Annotated in this window: 18 protein-coding genes and 1 pseudogene; 18 read left to right on the top strand and 1 reads right to left on the bottom strand. The window is 71.3% G+C overall.

Annotated features, from left to right (window positions below; translation table 11 throughout):
• The first annotated feature begins 72 nt into the window (after positions 1-72).
• From ACYQ0U_RS20350 to ACYQ0U_RS20280, 15 genes are all read left to right on the top strand, one after another.
• Positions 73-1101: an ABC transporter permease gene (locus ACYQ0U_RS20350; protein ID WP_459975708.1), complete on the top strand. Its 1029-nt coding sequence runs from the start codon at positions 73-75 to the stop codon at positions 1099-1101.
• On the top strand, positions 1098-2654 hold the full coding sequence (locus tag ACYQ0U_RS20345; RefSeq protein WP_459975707.1) for a sugar ABC transporter ATP-binding protein: 1557 nt from the start codon (positions 1098-1100) through the stop codon (positions 2652-2654). Before ACYQ0U_RS20350 ends, ACYQ0U_RS20345 begins: the two co-directional genes overlap by 4 nt.
• A 4-nt stretch (positions 2655-2658) precedes the next feature.
• The gene (locus ACYQ0U_RS20340; RefSeq protein WP_459975706.1) at positions 2659-3675 is read left to right on the top strand and encodes an ABC transporter permease; all 1017 of its coding nucleotides are present in this window, start codon (positions 2659-2661) and stop codon (positions 3673-3675) included.
• A 48-nt stretch (positions 3676-3723) separates the two neighbouring features.
• A complete protein-coding gene (gene pepD, locus ACYQ0U_RS20335) occupies positions 3724-5187 on the top strand; it encodes a beta-Ala-His dipeptidase (RefSeq protein ID WP_459975705.1) in 1464 nt (487 codons plus the stop codon).
• Positions 5188-5220: 33 nt separating this feature from the next.
• Positions 5221-6678 carry an iron-containing alcohol dehydrogenase gene (locus ACYQ0U_RS20330; protein ID WP_459975704.1) on the top strand — a complete coding sequence of 486 codons (1458 nt, stop codon included), beginning with the start codon at positions 5221-5223 and terminating at the stop codon, positions 6676-6678.
• Between the two features lies 1 nt (position 6679).
• Entirely contained in the window at positions 6680-8191 is a 1512-nt protein-coding gene (locus ACYQ0U_RS20325) for a xylulokinase (protein ID WP_459975703.1), read from the top strand.
• 38 nt (positions 8192-8229) lie between these two features.
• Positions 8230-9036 (top strand): HAD-IIA family hydrolase, encoded by an 807-nt coding sequence (locus ACYQ0U_RS20320; RefSeq protein ID WP_459975733.1) that lies wholly within the window; start codon positions 8230-8232, stop codon positions 9034-9036.
• Positions 9033-9998 carry a sugar-binding transcriptional regulator gene (locus tag ACYQ0U_RS20315; RefSeq protein ID WP_459975702.1) on the top strand — a complete coding sequence of 322 codons (966 nt, stop codon included), beginning with the start codon at positions 9033-9035 and terminating at the stop codon, positions 9996-9998. The genes ACYQ0U_RS20320 and ACYQ0U_RS20315 overlap by 4 nt, the downstream gene beginning before the upstream one ends.
• Positions 9999-10080: 82 nt before the next feature.
• A complete protein-coding gene (locus ACYQ0U_RS20310; protein WP_459975701.1) occupies positions 10081-11067 on the top strand; it encodes a thiamine pyrophosphate-dependent dehydrogenase E1 component subunit alpha in 987 nt (328 codons plus the stop codon).
• Positions 11064-12119, top strand: coding sequence for an alpha-ketoacid dehydrogenase subunit beta (locus tag ACYQ0U_RS20305; protein WP_459975700.1), 1056 nt, complete (start codon positions 11064-11066; stop codon positions 12117-12119). The genes ACYQ0U_RS20310 and ACYQ0U_RS20305 overlap by 4 nt, the downstream gene beginning before the upstream one ends.
• 55 nt (positions 12120-12174) lie before the next feature.
• The gene (locus tag ACYQ0U_RS20300) at positions 12175-12417 is read left to right on the top strand and encodes a biotin/lipoyl-containing protein (RefSeq protein WP_459975699.1); all 243 of its coding nucleotides are present in this window, start codon (positions 12175-12177) and stop codon (positions 12415-12417) included.
• Positions 12418-12458: 41 nt separating this feature from the next.
• Positions 12459-13319 (top strand): class II fructose-bisphosphate aldolase, encoded by an 861-nt coding sequence (locus ACYQ0U_RS20295; RefSeq protein WP_459975698.1) that lies wholly within the window; start codon positions 12459-12461, stop codon positions 13317-13319.
• The gene (locus ACYQ0U_RS20290; RefSeq protein ID WP_459975697.1) at positions 13316-13984 is read left to right on the top strand and encodes a 2-oxo acid dehydrogenase subunit E2; all 669 of its coding nucleotides are present in this window, start codon (positions 13316-13318) and stop codon (positions 13982-13984) included. Before ACYQ0U_RS20295 ends, ACYQ0U_RS20290 begins: the two co-directional genes overlap by 4 nt.
• A gap of 26 nt (positions 13985-14010) precedes the next feature.
• Positions 14011-14850 (top strand): serine hydrolase domain-containing protein, encoded by an 840-nt coding sequence (locus ACYQ0U_RS20285; RefSeq protein ID WP_459975696.1) that lies wholly within the window; start codon positions 14011-14013, stop codon positions 14848-14850.
• Positions 14850-16574 (top strand): glycerol-3-phosphate dehydrogenase/oxidase, encoded by a 1725-nt coding sequence (locus tag ACYQ0U_RS20280; protein ID WP_459975695.1) that lies wholly within the window; start codon positions 14850-14852, stop codon positions 16572-16574. Before ACYQ0U_RS20285 ends, ACYQ0U_RS20280 begins: the two co-directional genes overlap by 1 nt.
• A 1-nt stretch (position 16575) precedes the next feature.
• Here the strand turns inward: ACYQ0U_RS20280 and ACYQ0U_RS20275 are convergent, their stop codons facing one another.
• Positions 16576-17577: a sugar-binding transcriptional regulator gene (locus ACYQ0U_RS20275; protein WP_459975694.1), complete on the bottom strand. Its 1002-nt coding sequence runs from the start codon at positions 17575-17577 to the stop codon at positions 16576-16578.
• Between the two features lie 132 nt (positions 17578-17709).
• Here ACYQ0U_RS20275 and ACYQ0U_RS20270 point away from each other — a divergent pair, with 132 nt between their 5' ends.
• The 3 genes and pseudogenes from ACYQ0U_RS20270 to ACYQ0U_RS20260 form a co-directional block, all read left to right on the top strand.
• A complete protein-coding gene (locus ACYQ0U_RS20270; RefSeq protein ID WP_459975693.1) occupies positions 17710-19341 on the top strand; it encodes a glycerol-3-phosphate dehydrogenase/oxidase in 1632 nt (543 codons plus the stop codon).
• The gene (locus ACYQ0U_RS20265; RefSeq protein WP_459975692.1) at positions 19338-20834 is read left to right on the top strand and encodes an FGGY family carbohydrate kinase; all 1497 of its coding nucleotides are present in this window, start codon (positions 19338-19340) and stop codon (positions 20832-20834) included. The genes ACYQ0U_RS20270 and ACYQ0U_RS20265 overlap by 4 nt, the downstream gene beginning before the upstream one ends.
• Positions 20831-21201 (top strand): annotated as a pseudogene (locus tag ACYQ0U_RS20260) (lipoyl synthase); the annotation flags it as partial. The gene ACYQ0U_RS20265 and the pseudogene ACYQ0U_RS20260, both read left to right, overlap by 4 nt.

The following is a 21201-nucleotide window of genomic DNA, read 5'->3' as shown; positions in this document are numbered from 1 at the left end:
TGGATCGCCGTCCGGTCGCGCGTCGTTGCCGCGCGCGGCCGGACGGCACCCTCCTCATCAAGGGAAGTTGCCATGACCAACCCGAATGCCACACTCACCGCTGCACCGAGGGACAGCCACCCGACGCGCACCCCGAAGAGTCAGAAGCGGGTCCTGCGCCAGGGCGGTGAGGGCCTCGCGCTCCTGCTCCTCGTCGTCGTCTTCAGTGTGATCAACCCCGACTCGTTCCCCACTGTCGTCAACCTGCAGACGGTCCTCGACCAGGCATCGACCCCCCTCATCATCGGAGTCGGGGCCACGCTCGTGATCCTGCTCGGCTGCATCGACCTCTCGGTCGAGGGACTCATGAGCGCCTGCGGGCTCGCCTTCGTGCTGCTGTCCGCGAACAGTCGCACCACCGCCGATCTCGGGCTCTGGGCGATCGCCGTCGGGATGCTCCTGGGGGCGTTCCTGGGGCTGGCGAACGGGCTCGTCCACACGCTCTTGAAGATCCCGTCCTTCATCGTGACGCTCGGCATGGGATTCGTGGGCTTCGGCATCGCGACCCTGCTCTTCGGTGACGAGCAGCTCCCCTTCCTCGCCGAGGGCGGGATCACGGACTGGCCGACCGAGAAGTTCCTGGGCCTCACCCACTCGTTCTGGCTGGCCGCCGTGGTCGTGGCGGTCGGAGTCGTGGTCAGCCGCTTCACGCGACTGGGCCGCTTCACGTACGCCATCGGCGACAACGAGCAGATCGCACGCGACAACGGCGTCGCCGTGGCGAGGTACAAGGTCGCCGTCTTCACCATCGGCGGTGCCTGCAGCGGCCTGGCCGGCGTTCTCACCACGATGCAGCTCGGCTCCGCGCCGGCCCGCGTCGGCATCGGGATGCTCTTCCTCACGATCGCGGCCGTCGTCATCGGCGGCACCTCCCTCGGCGGAGGCCGGGGCGGGATCCTCCGTACGACGGTGGGAGTCCTGATGCTGACCGTCATCAACAACGGGCTCATCCACTCCGGTGTGAGCCCCAATGTCCAGACCGCCGTGTCCGGCGGGGTCCTCGTCGCCGCCATCGTGATGGCGTCCTGGCCTCACCGCAGCCGCCTGAGGATCATGAAATGACCACCCCACTCTTCACCGACGAGGCGCGCCCCGACCCGGATGCTCCGGTGCTGCGGCTCGCCGGCATCTCGAAGTCCTTCAGCAGGGTCACGGCCGTCAAGGACATCTCGCTGGAGGTCCGCCGCAACGAGGTGGTCGGCCTGATCGGCGAGAACGGCGCCGGCAAGTCGAGCCTGCTCAAGATCCTGACCGGCATCTACCAGCCGGACGCCGGCACCATCGAGGTGCTCGGCCGCAAGGTCAAGTTCCGTCGCCCCCAGGACTCGCTCGCCGCCGGCATCGGGGTGGTGCACCAGGAGCAGTCCCTGCTCACGAACCTCTCGGTCGCCGAGAACATCGCGATGAACGCGATGTCGGGCAAGGACGCCGCGACCAGGTTCGGCTGGTACCGCTGGAAGAAGCTGAACGACGAGGCGGCGAGGGTGCTCGCCCGCGTCGGATCCAGCGTCGACCCCCGCGCCATCGTCGGCGACCTGCCGTTCGTCGACCGCCAGATGGTCGAGATCGCCCGAGCCCTGCGGGTCGACGAGCTCACCCACGTGACGCCGCTGGTCATCCTCGACGAACCGACCGCGGTGCTGGAGCGTGACGAGACCGAGACCCTGGAGCGGGAGATCCGGGCACTGCGCGAGCTCGGCTCCGTCATCTTCGTCTCCCACCGGCTCGACGAGGTCATGCGCATCTGCGACCGGATCCTCGTGATGCGGCAGGGCAGGCTCGTGGCCGACCGGGTGACCCAGGACGTGACGCAGGACGAGCTGTTCAAGCTCATGGTCGGTCACGCGCAACGGGCGCCCCAGCGGTCGGGGGTGCAGCATCAGTCCCAGACCCCGGCGCTCGAGATCACCGGGCTCGGCAAGAAGGGTGCCTACAGCGACGTCTCCCTGACGGTGCACCCCGGTCAGTGCGTCGCGATCGTCGGCACGATCGGATCCGGGCGCGAGGAGGTCTGCCGGGCCGTCTTCGGTGCCGAGGGCTACGACGCCGGGACCATCAAGGTCGAGGGCAAGGACATCCACGGCTGGCGGATGGGGAAGGCTGTCCGCAACGGTGTGGCCTACGTGCCCGCGGAGCGCAAGGTCGAAGGGATGGTGGGCGGCCTCTCCGGCGCGGAGAACCTGACCCTCGCCAACCCGGGCAGCGCCGCCTCCGGGCCTCTGCTGCGCCCCCGGGCGCGCAAGCGGATCGCTGAGGAATGGTTCGAGACGCTCGACGTCCGCCCGCGCGACCCGGGCCTCAAGCTCGAGCGGTTCTCGGGCGGCAACCAACAGAAGGTCGTGCTGGGCAAGTGGCTCCTGGACGACGACCTCAAGGTGCTGGTGCTCGACCACCCGCTGCGTGGCCTGGACGCAGGGGCCGCCGAAACGGTGAACGAACAGATCCAGGCCGCCTGCGCACGCGGGACCGCCGTCCTCCTCATCGCGGACACGCTCGAGGACGCCCTGGAGATGGCGCACGTCATCGTCGTCATGCGCGACGGCGAGCTGACCGCCCGCTACGACCTCTCGATCGAGTCCGCCACCTCACTCGACCTCCTCGAAAGGATGGTGTGAAGCCATGAGCACCGACGCCAAGCACGCCGAAGCCAGCGTCGACATCGCTGTCGGCACGCCACCCCGGAAGCGCGGCGGGTCGGGAACGCGGTGGTGGCAGACCGGGGGGCCCGTCGCCGTCACCCTGCTCATGCTGGTCGTCGTCGTCATCAGCAACCCGAACTTCCTCAGCGGGGGCGGCCCGGGCATCCTCGCCCTCCAGGCCACGTTCGTCCTGCTCGCCGCGCTCGGCCAGTCCTGCGTCCTCAACGTCGGCAGCATCGACCTGTCGAACGCAGCGCTGGCGGTCCTGTCCGCCATGGTGCTCGCGATGACCCTGGGCAGCCTCGGGCCCGCCGCGATCCTCGTCTCGATCGGGCTCGCCACGCTCATCGGGGTCGTCAACGGCCTCATCGTCGCATTCGCCCAGGTGCCATCCTTCGCCCTGACGCTCGGCACGCTCGGGATCCTGCAGGCGGCATCGCTGGTGATCAGCGATGCGACCACCGTCTACGTCAAGGGCAACTCCGACGTGCTGCTGCCGCTGTTCAGCACCTTCTTCATCGACCTGCCCATGGCGTTCTGGCTCGCGGTGCTCCTCGCCGTCGTGCTCTGGTTCCTCACGAAGCTCACGCGCACGGGCCAGGCGATGACCGCAGTCGGGGTCAACGAAACGGGGGCGATCTTCTCGGGGATCGCGAACCGCCGCGTCAAGGTCGTGGCGTTCGGGATCTCCGGGTTCTTCTCAGGGGTGGCCGGCGTGATGATCATCGCGCAGGGCGGCGCGGCTTCCTCGTTCGGCCTGGGCAGCGACCTGCTCCTGCCGGGCATCGCGGCGGCCATCGTGGGCGGCACCGCGATCACCGGCGGTGTCACAAACCCGCTCCTCGTCATCTTCGGCGCCCTCACGGTCGCCCTCATCCCCATCGCCGCCGCAGTCGTCGGGGTTCCCGCGTCCGCCCAGAGCCTGGTGTACGGCCTGGTCATCATCGTGGCCGCCGCGCTGACCATGCAGCGCCGCTCCGACGCCTCGGTCAAGTAGCCGTTGCCCCTCAGCTCCCACCTGAACGAACCACCGAAAGGAACCCCGATGTCCGTCCTTGCTGATCTGCAGCCCCGAGAGGTCTTCTCCTTCTTCCAGACCCTGGCCGACATCCCGCGCGGCTCGGGCAACGAGGAGCGGGCCGCGCAGTGGGTCGTCGACTTCGCGCGCCAGCGGGGGCTCGAGGCCGAGAAGGACGACATGCACTGCGTGCTCGTGAAGAAGCCCGGGCAGGGTGGCCTCGAGAACGCGCCGGCCCTCATCCTGCACGGCCACCTCGACATGGTTTGCGAGAAGGAGGAGGGCGTCGACATCGACTTCGAGAAGGACCCCATCACGCTCGTCGTCGACGGGGACTACATCAAGGCCGACGGCACCTCGCTCGGGGCGGACAACGGCATCGGTGTCTCCTACATCCTCGCGCTCCTCGACTCCGACGACATCCCGCACCCGCCCCTGGAGGCGGTGCTGACGGCGATGGAGGAGAAGGGCAAGGCGGGTGCTGCCCAGTTCGACGCCTCCCGCCTCACCGGGCGGCGGATGATCGACTTCAACTGGATCACCGACAAGGAGATCCTCGCCGGGTGCAGCGGTGACGTCACCTTCACCGTGGACATCCCCGCGGAGTGGGACTCCGTGCCGGAGAGCCACTCGGTCGGCCGGCTCCTCAAGATCCGCGGCCTGGTCGGCGGGCACTGCGAGTTCGACATCCAGCTCGAGCGTGCCAACGCGATCCTCCTCCTGGCGCGCGCCCTCAACGTCGCGCAGGGCGCCGGTGATGTCCGGATCGCGAACCCGCACGGAGGCGCGCAGAACAACGCGATCCCGGCGGACGCCCAGGTGTTGCTGGCCCTCCGTCCGGAGGACGTCGCCGGCGTCGAGCGCGTCCTCGCCGAGCTCGCCGGAGACGTCTCCGGCGAGTACGCGATCGCCGATCCCGGCATCCGCATCGAGGTCGAGGACGCAGCCCTGCCCGAGAGGGTGTTCTCCCGGGAGGCCGGTCTCCGCTTCTCACGCCTCACCGCGCTGGTGCCCAACAGCGTCCTGAGCTGGAGCATGACCGTCCCGGGCATCGTCGAGAGCTCCAACAACCTCGGCACGGTGCGAACCACCGAGCAGGGCGCCCGGCTCATGTCGACGATCACGGCGGCCGTGACCTCGCGCAAGCACGAGATCTTCGACCGGGTGCGGGCCCTCGTACAGCTGGCGGGCGGCGGCGTGACGGTGGAGCAGTTCGGCCTCGACGCCCCGGAGTTCCCCTACAAGCCGGACTCCCAGCTGCTCAAGGTCGCCTGTGCGGCCTACCGGGATGTACTGGGCGCCGAACCGGAGGTCCACGTGTCGCAGTGCAGCCTCGAGCTCGGCATCTTCAGCCGACGGGTCCCCGGCCTGGACACGATCTCGATCGGGACCGAGCTGCACGACCTCCACAACCCCAAGGAGTCGGTCAGCCACGTCTCCGTCGCACGGGTGTGGCCGCTGGTCCGCGAGGTCGTCGGTCGGCTGGGCTGACCGACCGCGTCGAGAAGCCGAGAGGGAGCCATCATGTCGCCGTACGTCGGGGAACCGCTGCGCGCGATCCTGTCCGCGGTCGACCCAGACGGCGAGCTGGCGCCGTGCGGATTGAACCGCCTCGTGCTCGGCAGCGACGCGTTGTTCGCGGTCGCGGACACGGTGGCGGACCTCGTGCGCGGCCGGGCCGCGAAGCGCGGGACCGTCGTCGTGCTCGTGGATCCCACCCGGATCCTGCGGGGTGGCGTTGCGGTCAAGGAGCTCGTCCGGGACCAGCTCGCCGAGCGGTTCGACGTGCGGGTGCGGGTGCTCGACGACGGCCGCCCGGAGCTGCACGTGGTCGACGAGGTCCTGGACGCGGCGACCGCGGCGGTGCGTGGGGCGGACGCGGTCGTCGCGCTGGGTGGCGGAACCATCAGCGACATCGGCAAGGTGGCGGTGCAGCGCGAGCGGGCAGCGGGCGGGCAGCCGGTGCTGGTGTCAGTGCAGACGGCCGCGTCCGTGGACGGCTACACCGACGACGTCTCGGTCGTGCTGCGCGGCGGGGTCAAGCGCACCGTCCCCTCGTGCTGGCCCGACGCCGTGGTGGCCGACAGCGAGACGATCGCCGGCGCGCCCGCGGCGATGACCCGCGCGGGCTACGGCGAGATGACGTCGATGTTCGTCGCCCCGGCCGATTGGCGGCTCGCCTCGCTCGCCGGAGCGGACCTCGGCTTCAAGGCGGGGGCGGTCCGGCTCCTGGAGGTGGTCGGCAGGGACATCGACGGGTGGAGCCCGGGGATCCGTGAGGCGGAGCCGCGGGCCGTTGCCGCCCTCACTCGTGCTCTCGCACTGCGCGGGGTCGCCACCGGCGTCGCCGGCACGACCGCGGTCCTCTCCGGCGTGGAGCACCTGATCAGCCACATGCTCGACCAACGCCACACGCAGCGACACGAACCGATGGGCTTGCACGGTGCCCAGGTGGGCGTGGGCGCGGTCGCGGCGGCAGCGGCGTGGGAGATGCTCTTCGACCGCCTGGCCTCGACCGCCCCGGCGCTGGACGAGTCCGCGTTCGACGCCGACCTGGCACGCATGCGCGTGCTGGACGCCTTCGGCGACCTCGATCCCTCCGGCCGCGTGGCGCGGGAGTGCTGGCGCGACTACTCGGCCAAGCTCGACGTACTCGCCCGGCTGAGACCGCGGCTGCAGAACGTGCTGGCCCACTGGGAGGTCCACGCGCCGGAGCTGCGCGGACTGGCGCGGTCGAGCAGCTCGATCGCCGCCGGCCTCCGCGCCGCCGGGGCGGCCAGCAGCTTCGAGGATCTCGAGCCGCAGGTGTCCCCTGCTGTCGCTCGCTGGGCAGTCGGCAGCTGCGCTCTGATGCGCAACCGGTTCACGGTCGTGGACCTGCTGACCCTGCTCGGCTGGTGGGGCCGCGACAACGTCGACGAGGTCCTGGCCAGGGCGCGACGCGCCGGCGCAGCCGCCCGTGACGACGCGAGGACGTCCTGACATGGGGTACGACTACGTGATCGGAGTGGACTGCTCCACCACCGCTGCCAAGGCGGTGGTCTGGAGCGCGCGCGGCGACGCACTGTCGCAGGACCGACGCACCTTCGAGCTGAGCCAGCCGCGACCCGGGTGGGGCGAGCAGAACGCCGAAGACTGGTGGACCGCCACGGCGGGTGCCATACGCCGCGCCGTGCAGACCGTCGACACCTCCCGAGTGGGCGCGCTCTGCATCACCCACCAGCGGGAGAGCTTCGTGTGCCTCGACGACTCGGGGAACCCGCTGCGGCCCGCCATGTTGTGGCTGGACACCCGGGCCACCCAGCAGGTCGAAGAGCACGGAACGCCGGAGGTGCACCGGGTGACCGGGAAGCCACCCAACCCGACGCCGGCTTGGTACAAGCTGAGGTGGCTGTGGGAGCACGAGCTCGAGACGATGTCCCGTGTCGGCAAGGTCGTCGACGTGCACGGCTTCCTGGTGCACAAGCTGACCGGCGAGTGGGTGACGTCGTGGGCGAGCGTGGATCCGCTGGGCCTCGTCGACATGGACACCTTCGACTACGACGACAAGCTGCTCGCCGCGGTCGGCCTGGACCGCAGCCAGGTCAGCGAGCTGCGGGCACCCGGCAGCATCCTGGGACGGCTCACCGACGACGTGGCCGAGCAGCTCGGCCTGCCTGCCGGGCTGCCGCTGGTGGCCGGTGCGGGTGACGGGCAGTGCGCGCAGCTGGGGACGGGCGTGACCTCTCCCGGCCGGGCGTACCTCAACCTCGGCACCGGCATCGTCTCAGGCACGTTCTCCGAGTCGTACTCGCACGGCATGGAGTACCGCACGCTGTCCGCCGCGGTGCCGGGCGCCTACACCCTCGAGACGTTCCTCGGCGGCGGCACGTTCAACCTCAACTGGTTCGTCGAGAAGTTCTCGGGCGTCGACCCGCGTGCGCTCGGCCTGGACCTGACCCCGGAGCAGGTGCTCGAGACGGCGGCGGCCAAGCTGCCGCCGGGCTCGGACGGCCTCCTCGCCCTGCCGTACTGGGCCGGAGCGCTGACGCCGTACTGGGATCACAACGCCCGGGGCGTGCTGCTCGGGTTGACGGGCGTGCACGGCAAGTCGCACGTCTATCGCGCCCTCCTCGAGGGCATCGCGTTCGAGCAGCGCCTGCTCACCTCCGGCGCGGAGAAGGCCCTCGGCGAGCCCGTGACCGACATCGTCGCGCTCGGGGGCGGATCGCGAAGCCACGTGTGGTGCCAGATCGTCGCCGACGTCATGCAGCGACCGGTGTCGGTGGTCCGGGAGCCCGAGAGCACGTGTCTCGGCGCGGGGGTGCTCGCCGCGGCGGCCGTGGGACTCTACGACTCGATCCCGGCTGCCGCCGCCGCGATGAGCGGGCTCGCCACCCGCTTCGAACCCGACGAGGCGACCTCGGCCGCCTACGACCCGCTGTACTCGGTCTACCGCGAGATCTACCCGGCGACGCGTGGCCTCTTCGCCCGGCTCGCCGAGGCGACTCCGTGACCGCCCGGACCGCGGTCCCGCCGGCTCGACCGACGCGGATGTACGGCGGCTACCTGTTCGACCTGGACGGCACCATCTATCTCGGTGACGAGCTGCTGCCGGGCGCCCACCGCCTCGTGACCACGCTGCGGGAGGTCGGGTGCCGGACCCTGTTCCTGTCCAACAACCCGACCCGCGATCCGCAGATGTACGCCGACAAGCTGGCCCGCCTGGGGTTGCCGACGCCGCCCAGTCACATCGTCAACACCGTGGTCACGATGACCGCCTGGCTGCGCAAGGAGGCACCGGGCGCCGCGGTCTTCGTGATCGGTGAGGAGCCGCTGCAGCGGGCCTTCCGCGACGCCGGGATCCGCATGACCGAGCGGCCCGAGGAGATCGACATCGTGGTCGCCAGCTACGACCGAACCTTCGACTACCGCAAGCTCCAGATCGCGTTCGACGCGCTCTGGGGCCACCGCCGCGCCCGGCTCGTCACGACCAACCCCGACGCGTACTGCCCGATGCCCGGCGGGCGCGGGGAGCCGGATGCCGCCGCCGTCGTGGCCGCCATCGAGGCCAGCACCGGCGCGCGCTGTGAGGCCAACCTGGGCAAGCCGTCGCCGGTGATGCTGGAGACCGCGCTCGCCATCCTCGGCCTGCCCGGGTCAGAGTGCATCATGGTGGGCGACCGGCTCTCCACCGACATCGCGATGGCGGTGGACGCGGGCGTCGACTCGGCGCTCGTGCTGACGGGGGAGAGCACGCGGCAGACGGTGGCCGCCGCGCCGCCGCACCGGCAACCCACCTTCGTCCTGCCGCGCATCGACGACCTGCTCGCGCCCCTGGGGAGCAGGACCGCGCAATGACCGCGCTGGGGAGCCCGGCGCCCGCCGAGACGTTGCGCCTGTCGGCGGCGGTGGCCCGCCTCTACTACGTGCACGGCGTCCGGCAGCGCGAGATCGGCCGCCGGCTCGGGATGTCGCAGGCGCGGGTCTCGCGCCTGCTGCGCCAGGCCGAGGCGCTGGGCATCGTGCGCACCGTGATCGCGGTCCCCGAGGGACTGCACCCGGAGCTGGAAGACGCGGTGGAGCACCGCTTCAGGGTGCCGGAGGTCCACGTCGTCGACGTCCCCGACGGAGCCGACCTGCCCGACACGCTGGGTCGGGCCGCCGCCCGCCAGCTCGCCGACGTCCTGGCCGGAGCCCCAAGGGTCGGCTTTACCTCCTGGAGCACCACCCTCCAAGCACTGGCGTTCGCCCTCCCGGAGCAGTCGCGGCCCGCGTGCCGGATGGTCGTGGAGATGCTCGGGGACCTCGGCTCGCCCGCGTTGCAGCACGCGGCCACGCGCTCGACGCAGGCGATGGCACGAGCGCTGGGCGCGGATCCGGTCTTCCTCCGCACGCCCGGCGTCTCCGCCTCACCGGCGCTGCGCGCGGCGGCTCTGCGCGACCTCCACGTGCAACGGGCTCTCGAGCTGCTCGATGACCTCGACGTCGCGCTGGTCGGGGTCGGCCCGGCCGCCGTCCACAGCCAGCTCCGCGCCGGAGCCGGCTACTTCAGTCCGGGCCAGCTGGCCGGGCTGCGCCGGGCGGGCGCTGCCGGCCAGCTCAACCAGCGCTTCTACGACGACTCCGGGCGCCCGCTCGCGACCGACCTCGACGACCTGGTCATCGGCATCCGCCTGGACCAACTGGCGCATGCGAGGCGCCGCATCGTGGTCGCCGGTGGTGCCGACAAGCACGCGTCGCTGCGAGCCGCCCTGCGCGGCGGCTGGATCGACGTCCTGGTCACCGACGCACGTACCGCCGCGTTCCTGTCCCACGGCTGAACGGTTCCCGGCCTTGTGCCGGGCACAGGTGTGCGCGTAGAATTCCAATTCGTACGGTGAATATTTAGGCAAGCGAGGAGACATGGCCCCTACTCCAGAGGTGATGGTGGAGATGCAGCGGCGGATGCTGCGCATCCGCCGGTTCGACGAGCGTGCCTCGAAGATGGTCAAGCGGGGTCAGATCCCCGGCACCGTGCACACGAGCATCGGCCAAGAGGCCCAGGTGGTCGGCGCGTGCATGGCGCTCGGTGACCACGACTACATGTCGGGCAACCACCGCAGCCACGGCCACCCGATCGGCAAGGGCTCGCCGCTCGGACCCCTGATGGCCGAACTGGTGGGCAAGGCCGGCGGCGTGTGCGGCGGCAAGGGCGGTTCCCTGCACCTGGCCGACTTCGCCGTCGGCAGCCTGGGAGAGTCCGGGATCGTCGGCTCGTCCATCCCGATCGCCACCGGGGCGGCGTTGTCGAGCAAGGTGCTCGACAACGGCCGTGTGTCGCTCGCCTTCTTCGGTGATGGCGCTGCCAACCAGGGCTGCCTGTACGAGGCGATGAACATCGCCGGCGTCTGGGACCTCCCGGTCGTGTTCCTCTGCGAAAACAACCAGTACGCGCTGTCGACCCCGGCGCACACGGTGACCTCCGGAGTCATCGCGGACCGCGCGAGCGGCTTCGGCATGCCCGGCGTCCGGGTGGAGGACGGCCAGGACGTGCTGGCCGTCCACGACGCGGTCACGACGGCGGTCGAGCGCGCCCGCACCGGCGGCGGACCCACGCTCGTGGAGGTCGTGACCTACCGCTTCAACGAGCACTCGGAGGGGCTGCGCCTCGGCACGGACTACCGCGATGCCGAGGAGCGCGCCGCCTGGGTCGAGCGGGACCCGATTGTGCTGTTCCGCCGGGTCCTGGCGGAGAGGGGGGTCGCGACCGACGAGGAGCTCGATGCCCTCGAGGCCGAGGTCCTGGAGGAGGTCGAGGAAGCGGTCCGCTTCACCGACGCCAGCCCGTTCCCCGACCCCGAGGTGGCCTTCAAGGACCTCTACACCGACCCGATCGGAGCGCAGTCATGACCGTCATGAGCTACCTCGGAGCCATCGGCGCCGCCCAGCGCGAGGCGATGGAGGCCGACGAGCGCGTCGTCATCATCGGCGAAGACGTCGAGGCCAACGTCTACGGCACCACAGGAGGCTCCGGCAAGTCCCGGGCCGACAAGGGCGACTTCCTCCAGATGTTCGGCAGCAACCGGATCCGCAACACGCCGATCTCGGAGGAGGTCATCGTCGGCGCCGCCATCGGTGCCGCGATGACCGGACTGCGCCCGATCGTCGACCTGTCCTACTCCAGCTTCCTGTACATGGCCATGGACCAGTTCGTAAACCAGGCAGCCAAGAACAGGTACATGTTCGGCGGCCAGGCCTCGATCCCCGTGGTGTTCCGCTCGGCGATGTTCTACGGCCTCAACACCGGCGCCCACCACTCCGACCGGCCCTACCCGATGTTCATGAATGTCCCCGGCCTCAAGATCGTCGTCCCGGCCAGCCCGGCCGATGCGAAGGGCCTGCTGCGAGCGGCGGTCGACTCCGAGGACCCGGTGCTGATCTTCGAGGCCTGCATGCTGTGGGGGATGAAGGGCGAGGTCCCCGACGAGGAGTACACGATCCCCTTCGGCCAGGCACGCACCGTGCGCCCCGGCGACGACGTCACGGTCGTGGCGATCTCCAGTGCGGTCCCCGAGGCCGTGGCCGCGGCGGAGTCGCTGGCCGAGGAGGGTGTCTCGGTCGAGGTCATCGACCCGCGCACGCTCGTCCCGTTCGACTCCGAGGCCGTGATCCGCTCGGTCCAGCGGACCGGACGCCTGGTCGTCGCCGATCCCGCCCACCGCACGTGCTCGGCGGCCGCGGAGGTCGCCGCGATCGTCGCGGAGGAGGCGTTCGAGTCCCTGCGGGCACCGATCGTCCGGGTCACCACTCCGGACACGCAGATCCCCTTCAGCCCGGCGCTGGAGAAGCAGCTCTACCCCGGTCGCGTCGGCATCGCCGACGCCGTCCGCCGGGTCACGGGCGGTCCCTCGCTCGCCCGCCAGGAGGACCTGGACCGCCTGGCGACACAGCTCCCGCGCTGAGTCAGACCCGCTGCACCCCCAACTCACACAGACACACACGAACAAGGAGAACGCAATGGCGAAGGTCGAGGTCCTGCTCCCGCAGTGGGGGATGGGCATGAGCGAAGGCACCATCACGACGTGGCTCAAGTCCGTCGGCGACACGATCGCCGAGGACGAGCCGCTGGCGGAGGTCGAGGCGGAGAAGGTCGAGGAGACGCTCGAGTCCCCGGTGGCCGGCACCCTCACCGAGATCGTCGTGCCCGAGGGCGAGACCGTCGAGGTCCGCGCCGTCGTGGCCTACATCGAGACCGCCTGAGCCCCGAGGCAGCGGACACCAGCGAGAAGGAGCACCAGGTCATGGCACAGATCGATCCGCGCCAGCTGATCCAGGATGCGGTGGCCGGCGGCTACGCCGTCGGGGCATTCAACATGCACAACACCGAGACCACCGAGGCGCTCGTGAGCGCGGCCGAGCAGGCCGCAGCTCCCGTCTTCCTGCAGGTGGGTCGGGCCGTCGTCCCCCACATGGGGCTGCGGAAGGCCTACGAGATGGCCCGACGGGTGGCGGAGGAGTCCGAGGCCGACTACGTCATCCACCTCGACCACGGCCCGTGGGACGAGGTGTTCGAGGCCATCCGCCTCGGCTTCGCCTCGATCATGTACGACGGCGCCCACCTGCCGTTCGAGGAGAACATCCGCACCACGCGCAAGGTGGTCGAGGTCGCCCACGAGTTCGGCATCCCGGTGGAGGCGGAGCTCGGCAAGATCCCCGACGCCGACGAGGAGGTCGACTGGCAGGCGTACTACACCGACGTCTCCGAGGCCGAGAGATTCGTCGAGGAAACCGGCGTCGACTTCCTCGCCATCTCCGTCGGCATCGTGCACGGCGTGCCGCTGGCCGCACCCCAGCCGCTCGACATCGAGCGCATCACGGAGATCAAGCAGGCGACCGGCATCCCGTTGGTGCTGCACGGCGCGTCCGGCGTGCCCGAGGAGGAGGTGCGAGCGGCCACCGCGGCCGGCGTGCACAAGTTCAACGCGGACACCGACCTCCGGCACGCTTTCCGCGCCGGCCTCGAGGCCGTCTTCGCCCAGGGTGACCGCCAGCTCGAGGAGGCGATGGCCGAGGGCCGCGAGCGCATGGTCGCCGCCACGGTCGAGAAGATGCGTCTCTACGGCTGCGCCGGTCGCGCCCCGAGCCTGCGAGACCCGGCGTGACCGTGGCGGAGCCCGGCAGCGCCGGGATGGCCACGCCGCTCACGGGCATCCGCCGCACGGCGGCCCGGCGGATGGTGGCCGCGTGGGAGGCGCCGGTGTTCCACCTCGACGTGGAGGTCGACATGACCTCGGCGCTGACCGTCAAGGAGCGCGCCCCGGGGGCCACGGTCACCGACGCCCTTCTCTCCGCGTGCGCCCGCGCGCTGGTCGAGCATCCGGCGTTGAACGCCTGCTACGCCGACGAGGTGGTGACGACGTACGACACCGCGAACCTCGGCCTGGCCGTGGCGACGGACGCCGGCCTGATGGTGCCGGTCATCCACGGTGCCGACACCCTCGGCCTCGCCGAGCTCGGCGAGGCCCGGCGCGACGTCACCGTGCGAGCCCGCGAGGGGCGGCTCCAGATGGCGGACGTGACGGGCGGGACCTTCACGGTGTCCAACCTCGGCATGATGGGCATCGACCGCTTCGACGCGATCCTCAACGTGCCGCAGGTGGCGATCCTCGCGGTCGGCACGACGCGCGAGCGCCACGTCTGGAACGGCGGCGAGCCGGGCTGGCGCCCGATCGCCCAGCTCACGCTGACCTGCGACCACCGTGCCGTCGACGGGGCGACCGGGGCGGCCTTCCTCGCCGCCGTCCGCGACCACCTCGCTTCGGCCTGAGTGGCCGCGTCCGACAGGAGACAGCGGTGCGGGACGAGACGGGGCTCGGCGACCTCCTCGAGCAGGAGGTCGCGTCGTGGCCGACCGGTGCCTCGGGCCTGGTCGTCGTCGACGCCGGGGGAGAGGTCGCCCGGGGCGGCGACGTGGATGCCGTCCGGCCCTGGGCCTCGGTCACCAAGGTCGTCACCGCACTGACCGTGCTCCGGACCGTCGAGGCGGGCGTCGTCGCTCTCGACGACCCGGCCGGACCGGAGGGGTCGACGATCGCGCACCTGCTGGCCCACGCCTCGGGTCTCGCGGTCGACTCCGACAGGACGCTCGCGGCGCCCGGACTCAGGCGCATCTACTCGAACAGGGGCTATGAGGTCCTCGCCGCACACGTGACCGGGAGGTCCGGAGGGGCGTTCGAGTCACTGGCCCAGGAGTGGGTTCTGGAGCCCCTCGGGCTCATGGGCACGACCCTGGCCGGCTCACCCGCGCACGGTGCCCGAGGGCCCGTCTCCGACCTCGCTCGGCTCGCGCGCGAGCTCCTCAGCCCGACCGCCCTTCCGCCCGCCGTGGTATCCGCCGCTTCGACCCTCGCCTTCCCGGGGCTGTCGGGCGTGCTCCCGGGCTTCGGGAGGCAGGCACCCAACGACTGGGGGCTGGGGTGCGAGATCAGGGACGGCAAGACGCCGCACTGGACCTCCCCCGGCAACTCACCCGGGACCTTCGGCCACTTCGGCCAGGCCGGCTCCTTCGTCTGGGTCGACCGCGAGGCCGGCCTCGGGTGCGTCTCGGCCGGCGACACCGCGTTCGGTCCCTGGGCGGCCGACGCGTGGCCGCGCGTCTCGTCCCTCGTCCTCGAGCACCGTAGGAACCCCTGATGACCTTCAACCCTGCAGCCGGACGGCTGGGACCGGCTGAGCACGCCGAGGCCTGGCGGCACCTCGACGGCACCCACCTCGAGATGCTCATCATCGGGGGCGGGGTGACCGGCGCCGGGGCCGCCCTGGACGCCGCCACGCGCGGGCTGTCCACCGGGCTCGTCGAGGCTCGCGACTTCGCGAGCGGGACGTCGTCTCGTTCCAGCAAGCTGTTCCACGGCGGCCTGCGCTACCTCGAGCAGCTGGACTTCCCGCTCGTGCGCGAGGCGCTGCGCGAGCGGGAGCTCATGCTGACACGCCTGGCGCCGCACCTCGTGCGCCCCGTGTCGTTCCTCTACCCGCTGGCGCACCGCGGCTGGGAGCGCGCGTACGTCGGGGCGGGTCTCGCCCTTTACGACCGCCTGGGCGGCGCCAGCTCGCTGCCCCGGCACCGTCACCTGTCGAAGCGGGCCGCGCGGGCACTGTGTCCCGCGCTACGGCCGACCGCGCTCGCGGGCGCGATCCGCTACTACGACGCGCAGACCGACGACGCCCGTCACACGATGACCCTGGTGCGCACCGCCGCGCTGCACGGGGCGACGGTGCGCAGCTCCACGGAGGTGGTGCAGCTGCTGCGAGACGGCGACCGCGTCACGGGCGCCGTGCTGCGCGACACCGACACCGGAGCCGAGTGCCGGGTGCTGGCCGACGTGGTCATCAACTGCACGGGCGTGTGGACCGACGATGTCCAGCGGCTCTCGGGCGACGGCGGCCGGTTCCGCGTGCGCGCGTCCAAGGGAGTGCACCTGCTGGTGCCGCGGGACCGGATCAACTCCGACACCGGCCTGATCCTGCGGACGGCCACCTCGGTCCTCTTCGTCATCCCCTGGGGCAGCCGCTGGATCGTCGGCACCACCGACACCGACTGGTCCCTGGACCGCGCTCACCCGGCGGCGAGCAGCAGCGACATCGACTACCTGCTCGACCAGGTGAACTCGGTGCTCGAGGTGCCGATCACCAGGGCCGACGTCGTCGGCGTGTACGCCGGGCTGCGGCCCCTGCTCTCCGGGGAGTCCGAGCAGAGCAGCCAGCTGTCGCGCGAGCACGCCGTCGCGAGGTCCGTCCCGGGGTTGGTGAGCGTCGCCGGCGGGAAGTACACGACGTACCGCGTGATGGCCCGGGACGCCGTGGACGCCGGCACCGAGGACCTCGCCCGACCGGTGCCGGCGTCGGTGACCGAGCACGTCCCGCTGATGGGCGCCGACGGTTACGCCGCGCTCGTCAACCGCCATGTCACCGTCGCCTCGAACCTGGGAGTCCCGAGCTGGCGGATGCGCGGACTGCTCGACCGCTACGGATCGCTCGTCGGCGAGGTGCTGGCGCCGGCGGCGCAGCAGCCCGACCTCCTCGACCCGGTGCCCGGGGCGGAGGAGTACCTGCGGGCGGAGATCGCGTACGCCGCGACGCACGAGGGCGCGCTGCACCTCGACGACGTCCTCACCCGCCGCACCCGCATCTCCATCGAGACCACCCACCGGGGGAGGGACTCGGCCCGCGCGGTGGCCGAGGTCATGTCCCCGATCCTGGGGTGGGACGCCGCCACGGTCGAGCGCGAGGTCGAGACGTACCTGGCTCGCGTGCAGGCGGAGCGGGCGTCGCAGGACGAGGCCGAGGACGTCGCGGCCGACGCCGCGCGCCTGCTCGGGCCGGAGCTGCGCCGAACCCGGGAGACGCGGCTTCGGTGAGTCAGATCTGCGCGGCGCGGCCCGGGGGGTCGACGGGACGCACCGGTTCGGGGCCGGAGAGGAGGTAGGTCGCGGTCTCCACGTCGGTGACCAGTGTGTCGACCCAGCCCCCGGTCAGGGCGGCCCGGATCGCCCGGTGTTTGCGAGTTCCGCCCGCCACTGCCCAGCGCCGACCCGCTCTGCGCAGCTGCTCGCACGTCACGCCGATCACCCGCTCGTCCAGGGGCGAGTCGATCGGCACGCCGTCGGCGTCGAGAAAGTGCAGGCAGACCTCGCCCACTGCTCCCTGCGCCCGCACGTCCTCGAACTGCTCGTGCGTGAAGAAGTTGTCCCCTGAGCGCAGGATCGGGTCGAGGTCGGCCGCGCCGATGCCCACGAACGCCAGGTCGACCGAGTCGAGCATCGCGAGTGCCTCGGTGGCGTACACGTCGCGGTCGAGGAGCAGCGCCTTGATCTCTGCGGACGGCACCACGCCCGGCGTGCGCAAGAACACCGCCTGGCCGCCGGTGAGGGTGGCCAGGCGCTGGGTGGAGCGGGCCGCGTCATGCTGCAGGTCGGGTGGGCCGAGGTCGCCGAGCATCTCCACGACGCGTTCGGTCCTGGTGCGCAGCGGCTGCAGGGCGTCGACCATCAGTCGCAGCGTGCCGCTCCAGGAAGTGAACCCGATGGTGGCGGCCTCGAAGGAGCTGTCGGCGAGCAAGGAAGCGGTGGTGTGGGCGAGATCGCGGGCCAGCTCGGTGGCATCGTCGCTGACCGCGTCGATCACGTGCACCTCCGCGAGGCCGTAGCGGGACTCGACGCGCTCCTCGAGGTCGGCGTGGATGCGGTGCGGAACCGCGACCACGGTGCGGACGATCGAGGCCTCCTCGGCCTGGGTGAGCAGCCGGGAGACTCGCGACTGGGAGATCTTCAGCCGCTGGGCGATCTCCGTCTGCCGGAGCCCGTGGCTGTGATAGAGCCGCGCGACCTTGATCATCAGTCGCTGGGCGTCCAACTCGCTCATCGTCGCCACCTTACTCCTCAAGGGTCCCGCCGGGTGTCCGGCCCCGGCATCCCACGGCTCTTGACACTGCGACGCCGGACGCCGACACTGATAGTAATGCGAGAAACGAATATACATGCGAGGAGCATTGCTGTGGACGGTGGCCGGCCGATTCCCTACGACCTGATCGTGGTGGGCGCCGGCATCAACGGGCTGGGTGTCGCGCGCGACGCGGCCTCGCGCGGGCTGCGCGTGGTGGTGCTCGAGCAGGATGACATCTGCAGCGGCGTCTCGGCATGGTCGGGCCGGCTGGTCCACGGCGGACTGCGCTACCTCGAGCACCGCGACTTCGCGCTGGTCCGCGAGTCCCTGCGCGAGCGCGAGCGGCTCTTCCGGCTCGCGCCCCATCTGGTCAAGCCGCGCCGGCTGCTCATGCCGCTCTACCGTCACAACCGCAGGTCGCCATGGCTGATCCGGGTCGGCATGGTGGTCTACGACGTGCTGTCCTTCGACAAGCGGACGGGCCGGCACGAGGTGCTCGACGCCGAGAAGACAGTGCGCCGCTTCCCCGGCATCTCGTGCGACGGACTCGGCGGGGCCACGGTGTTCACCGACGGCCAGGTCGAGTACGCCGAGCGGCTGTGTGTCGAGGTCGCCGTCGCAGCCGTGGGCGATGGTGCCGAGATCCGCACCAAGGCGCGTGTCGAGGAGCCCGTCCTCGAGGGGAACCGGCTCGTCGGTGTGCGCTACCGGGACACGACCACCGACACGATGCACGAGGTCAGGGCGCCGGTGGTCCTCAACGTCGCCGGGCCGTGGATCGACCGCATCTTCCGGCGCGGATCCCCCGAGCAGCCGCGTCTGAATGGCGGCACCAAGGGTAGTCACCTGGTCGTCGACCCGTTCCCGGGCGCTCCGGACGACGTCGTCTACTACGAGTCCAAGACCGACGGCCGGCTCGTGCTGGTCATCCCCTGGATGGGGCGCTACCTGATCGGCACCACGGACCTGCGCTTCGACCGCGACCCGGACGAGGCGCGCTGCGACCACGACGAGATGACCTATCTCTTGGGCGAGGCGAACGCGCTGATCCCCGACGCCGACCTGACCCCCGACGACGTGCTCTTCACCTATTCCGGCGTGCGGCCCCTGCCGTACGCGCCAGGTGTCGAGGAGTGGGAGATCCCGCGTACGCACGTGCTCCACGACCACGCCCCCGACCTGGAGGGCCTGGTCACCGTGGTCGGCGGCAAGTTGACGACCTACCGTCAGCTGGCCGAGGACGCGGTCGACGACGTCTTCCGGCGGCTGGGCCGCGCGAAGCCGCGGTGCGCCACCGCCAACCTTCCGCTCCCGGGCGTGGTCGGCGATCTCGCCGCTGTACGGCGGTTCCTGGTGGAGCGTGGTCTCGCCGACACCACTGTCGAGCGGCTGCTGGCCCGCTACGGCGGCCGGGCGGTGGACGTGGTGACCGATGCCGGCACGGACGCGGAGCTCCTGCAGGTCGTGCACGAGCCGACGGGCGCCATCGGCGCCGAGCTCGTCTTCGCCATGCGGCACGAGCTCGCACGCACGCTCACCGACGTGCTCGCGCGCCGTGTCCTGCTCGCCTTCGAGCGAGGCCACGGCCTGGAGTCGCTCGAGCGGGTCGTCGCAGTGCTCGCTCCGCGGCTGGGCTGGGACGAGGCTCGGATCGAGGCCGAGGTCGCGGAGTACCGCACCTGGCTCACCCGGCTCGCGGTGCCCGGACGAGCGGTCACCCACGCCGAGGGAGCGCAGCCGTGAGCCGGCGCTTCGCCCTGGCCCTCGACCTCGGCTCCACGAGCGCGCGGGCCGTGCTCGTCGACGAGGACGGTGAGGCGGTCGCCGAAGCCCGCCGGCCGACCGAGCCGTTGTTCCCGCAGCGCGGCTGGGTCGAGCTGGACCCCTGGCACTTGTGGCACGCGTTGCGCGACTCCATGCAGGAGGCGATGGCGGCGGCGTCGGCGACGACCGACGAGATCGCGGGCGCGGGCGTGACGACGTCGCGCGAGACCTGCCTGGTGTGGGACCGGGCCACGGGCGAGCCGATCCACCCCGCGATCATGTGGATGTCGAAGCAGACCGACTCCGTCGTGGAGCGCTGGCGAGCCGCCGGACTCGACGACGAGTTCCGTTCGCGCACGGGATTGTTCAACGACTCGTTCTTCAGCGCCGCGAAGCTGGCGTGGATCCTCGACCGCGTCCCCGGCGCCCGCGACCGAGCCGAAGCCGACGAGCTGGCAGCGGGCACCCTCGACACGTGGCTCGCCTGGAACCTGACGGGCGGCCGCAACCACGTGACGGACCCGAGCGAGGCCTCGCGGACCGCGTTGTTCTCTCTCGCGGCCCTCGCCTGGGACGAGGAGCTGTGCCGGGTGACGGGCGTGCCCCGCCCACTCCTGGCCGACGTGCTCGACTCCGACGCGCTGTTCGGGGAGGTGCGGCCCGCCGAGGTGGGTCTGCCCGGGACCTCCGCGTTCCCGCTCACGGCGATCATGGGCGACCAGATGGCCGGGATGTTCGGCCAGGGCTGCCTCGCCACCGGCTCGGTCAAGAACACCTTCGGCACCGCCGGGGTGCTCACGGCCAACACCGGTAGCCAGCCGGCCGCCCTCGACGGACTCACCGCCAGCGTCTCCTGGACGCTCGAGGGAGTCACCGACTACGAGGCAGAGGGGGTGGTGTTCCACAGCGGCCAGACGCTGCAGTGGATGCGGGAGAAGCTCCAGCTGATGGGGGTCGACGAGCACAGCGAGCAGGTGGCCTCGCGGGTCACCGACAGCGGGGGCGTGTACGTCGTCCCCGCGTTCGCGGGGATCTGCGCGCCGCACTGGGTGCGGGGCGCCTCGGCCAGCATCGTCGGCCTCACCCTCGAGAGCACCAAGGCCCACGTCGTGCGCGCGGGGCTGGAAGCCATGGCCTACCAGACCCGGGACAACGTCGAAGCGTTCACCGCTGGAGGTTTCGAGGTGCCCGAGCTGCGCGTCGACGGCGGGGCCGCCGCCAATGACCTGCTCTGCCAGTTCCAGGCCGACATCCTCGGCGTACCGGTGCTGAGACCGCGCCAGCTCGAGCGGACCGCGCTGGGCATCGCGCACGTGGCCGGGGTGGCGGGCGGGATGTGGAAGCTGGGGGACCTGGCACGGAGCTGGGAGGCTGAACGGGTCTTCGAGCCGCAGATGAGCGAGGACCGGCGCGAGATCCTGTACGCCGGCTGGACCGCCGCCGTGCGCACCGTCACCGGACGCGACACGTGACCGGCCCCGCCGGCGCGATCACGCCGGAAGGACGCAAGCTGCTACGGCTCGAGGTGCGCAACGCGGAGACCCCGATCGAGCGCAAGCCGGAGTGGATCAAGACCCGGGCCAAGATGGGCCCCGAGTACAAGCACCTCCAGAGCCTGGTGAAGTCCGAGGGACTCCACACGGTGTGCCAGGAGGCGGGCTGTCCCAACATCTTCGAGTGCTGGGAGGACCGCGAGGCGACCTTCCTCATCGGCGGCGACCAGTGCACCCGGCGCTGCGACTTCTGCCAGATCGACACCGGCAAGCCGCAGCCGCTGGACCGTGACGAGCCGCGCCGCGTGGCCGAGTCGGTGCGGACCATGGGCCTGCGCTACGCCAC

The organism is Nocardioides pyridinolyticus (assembly GCF_054653575.1).
Note: the sequence above shows the minus strand (reverse complement) of the source record. Positions and strands in the feature narration are given on the sequence as shown.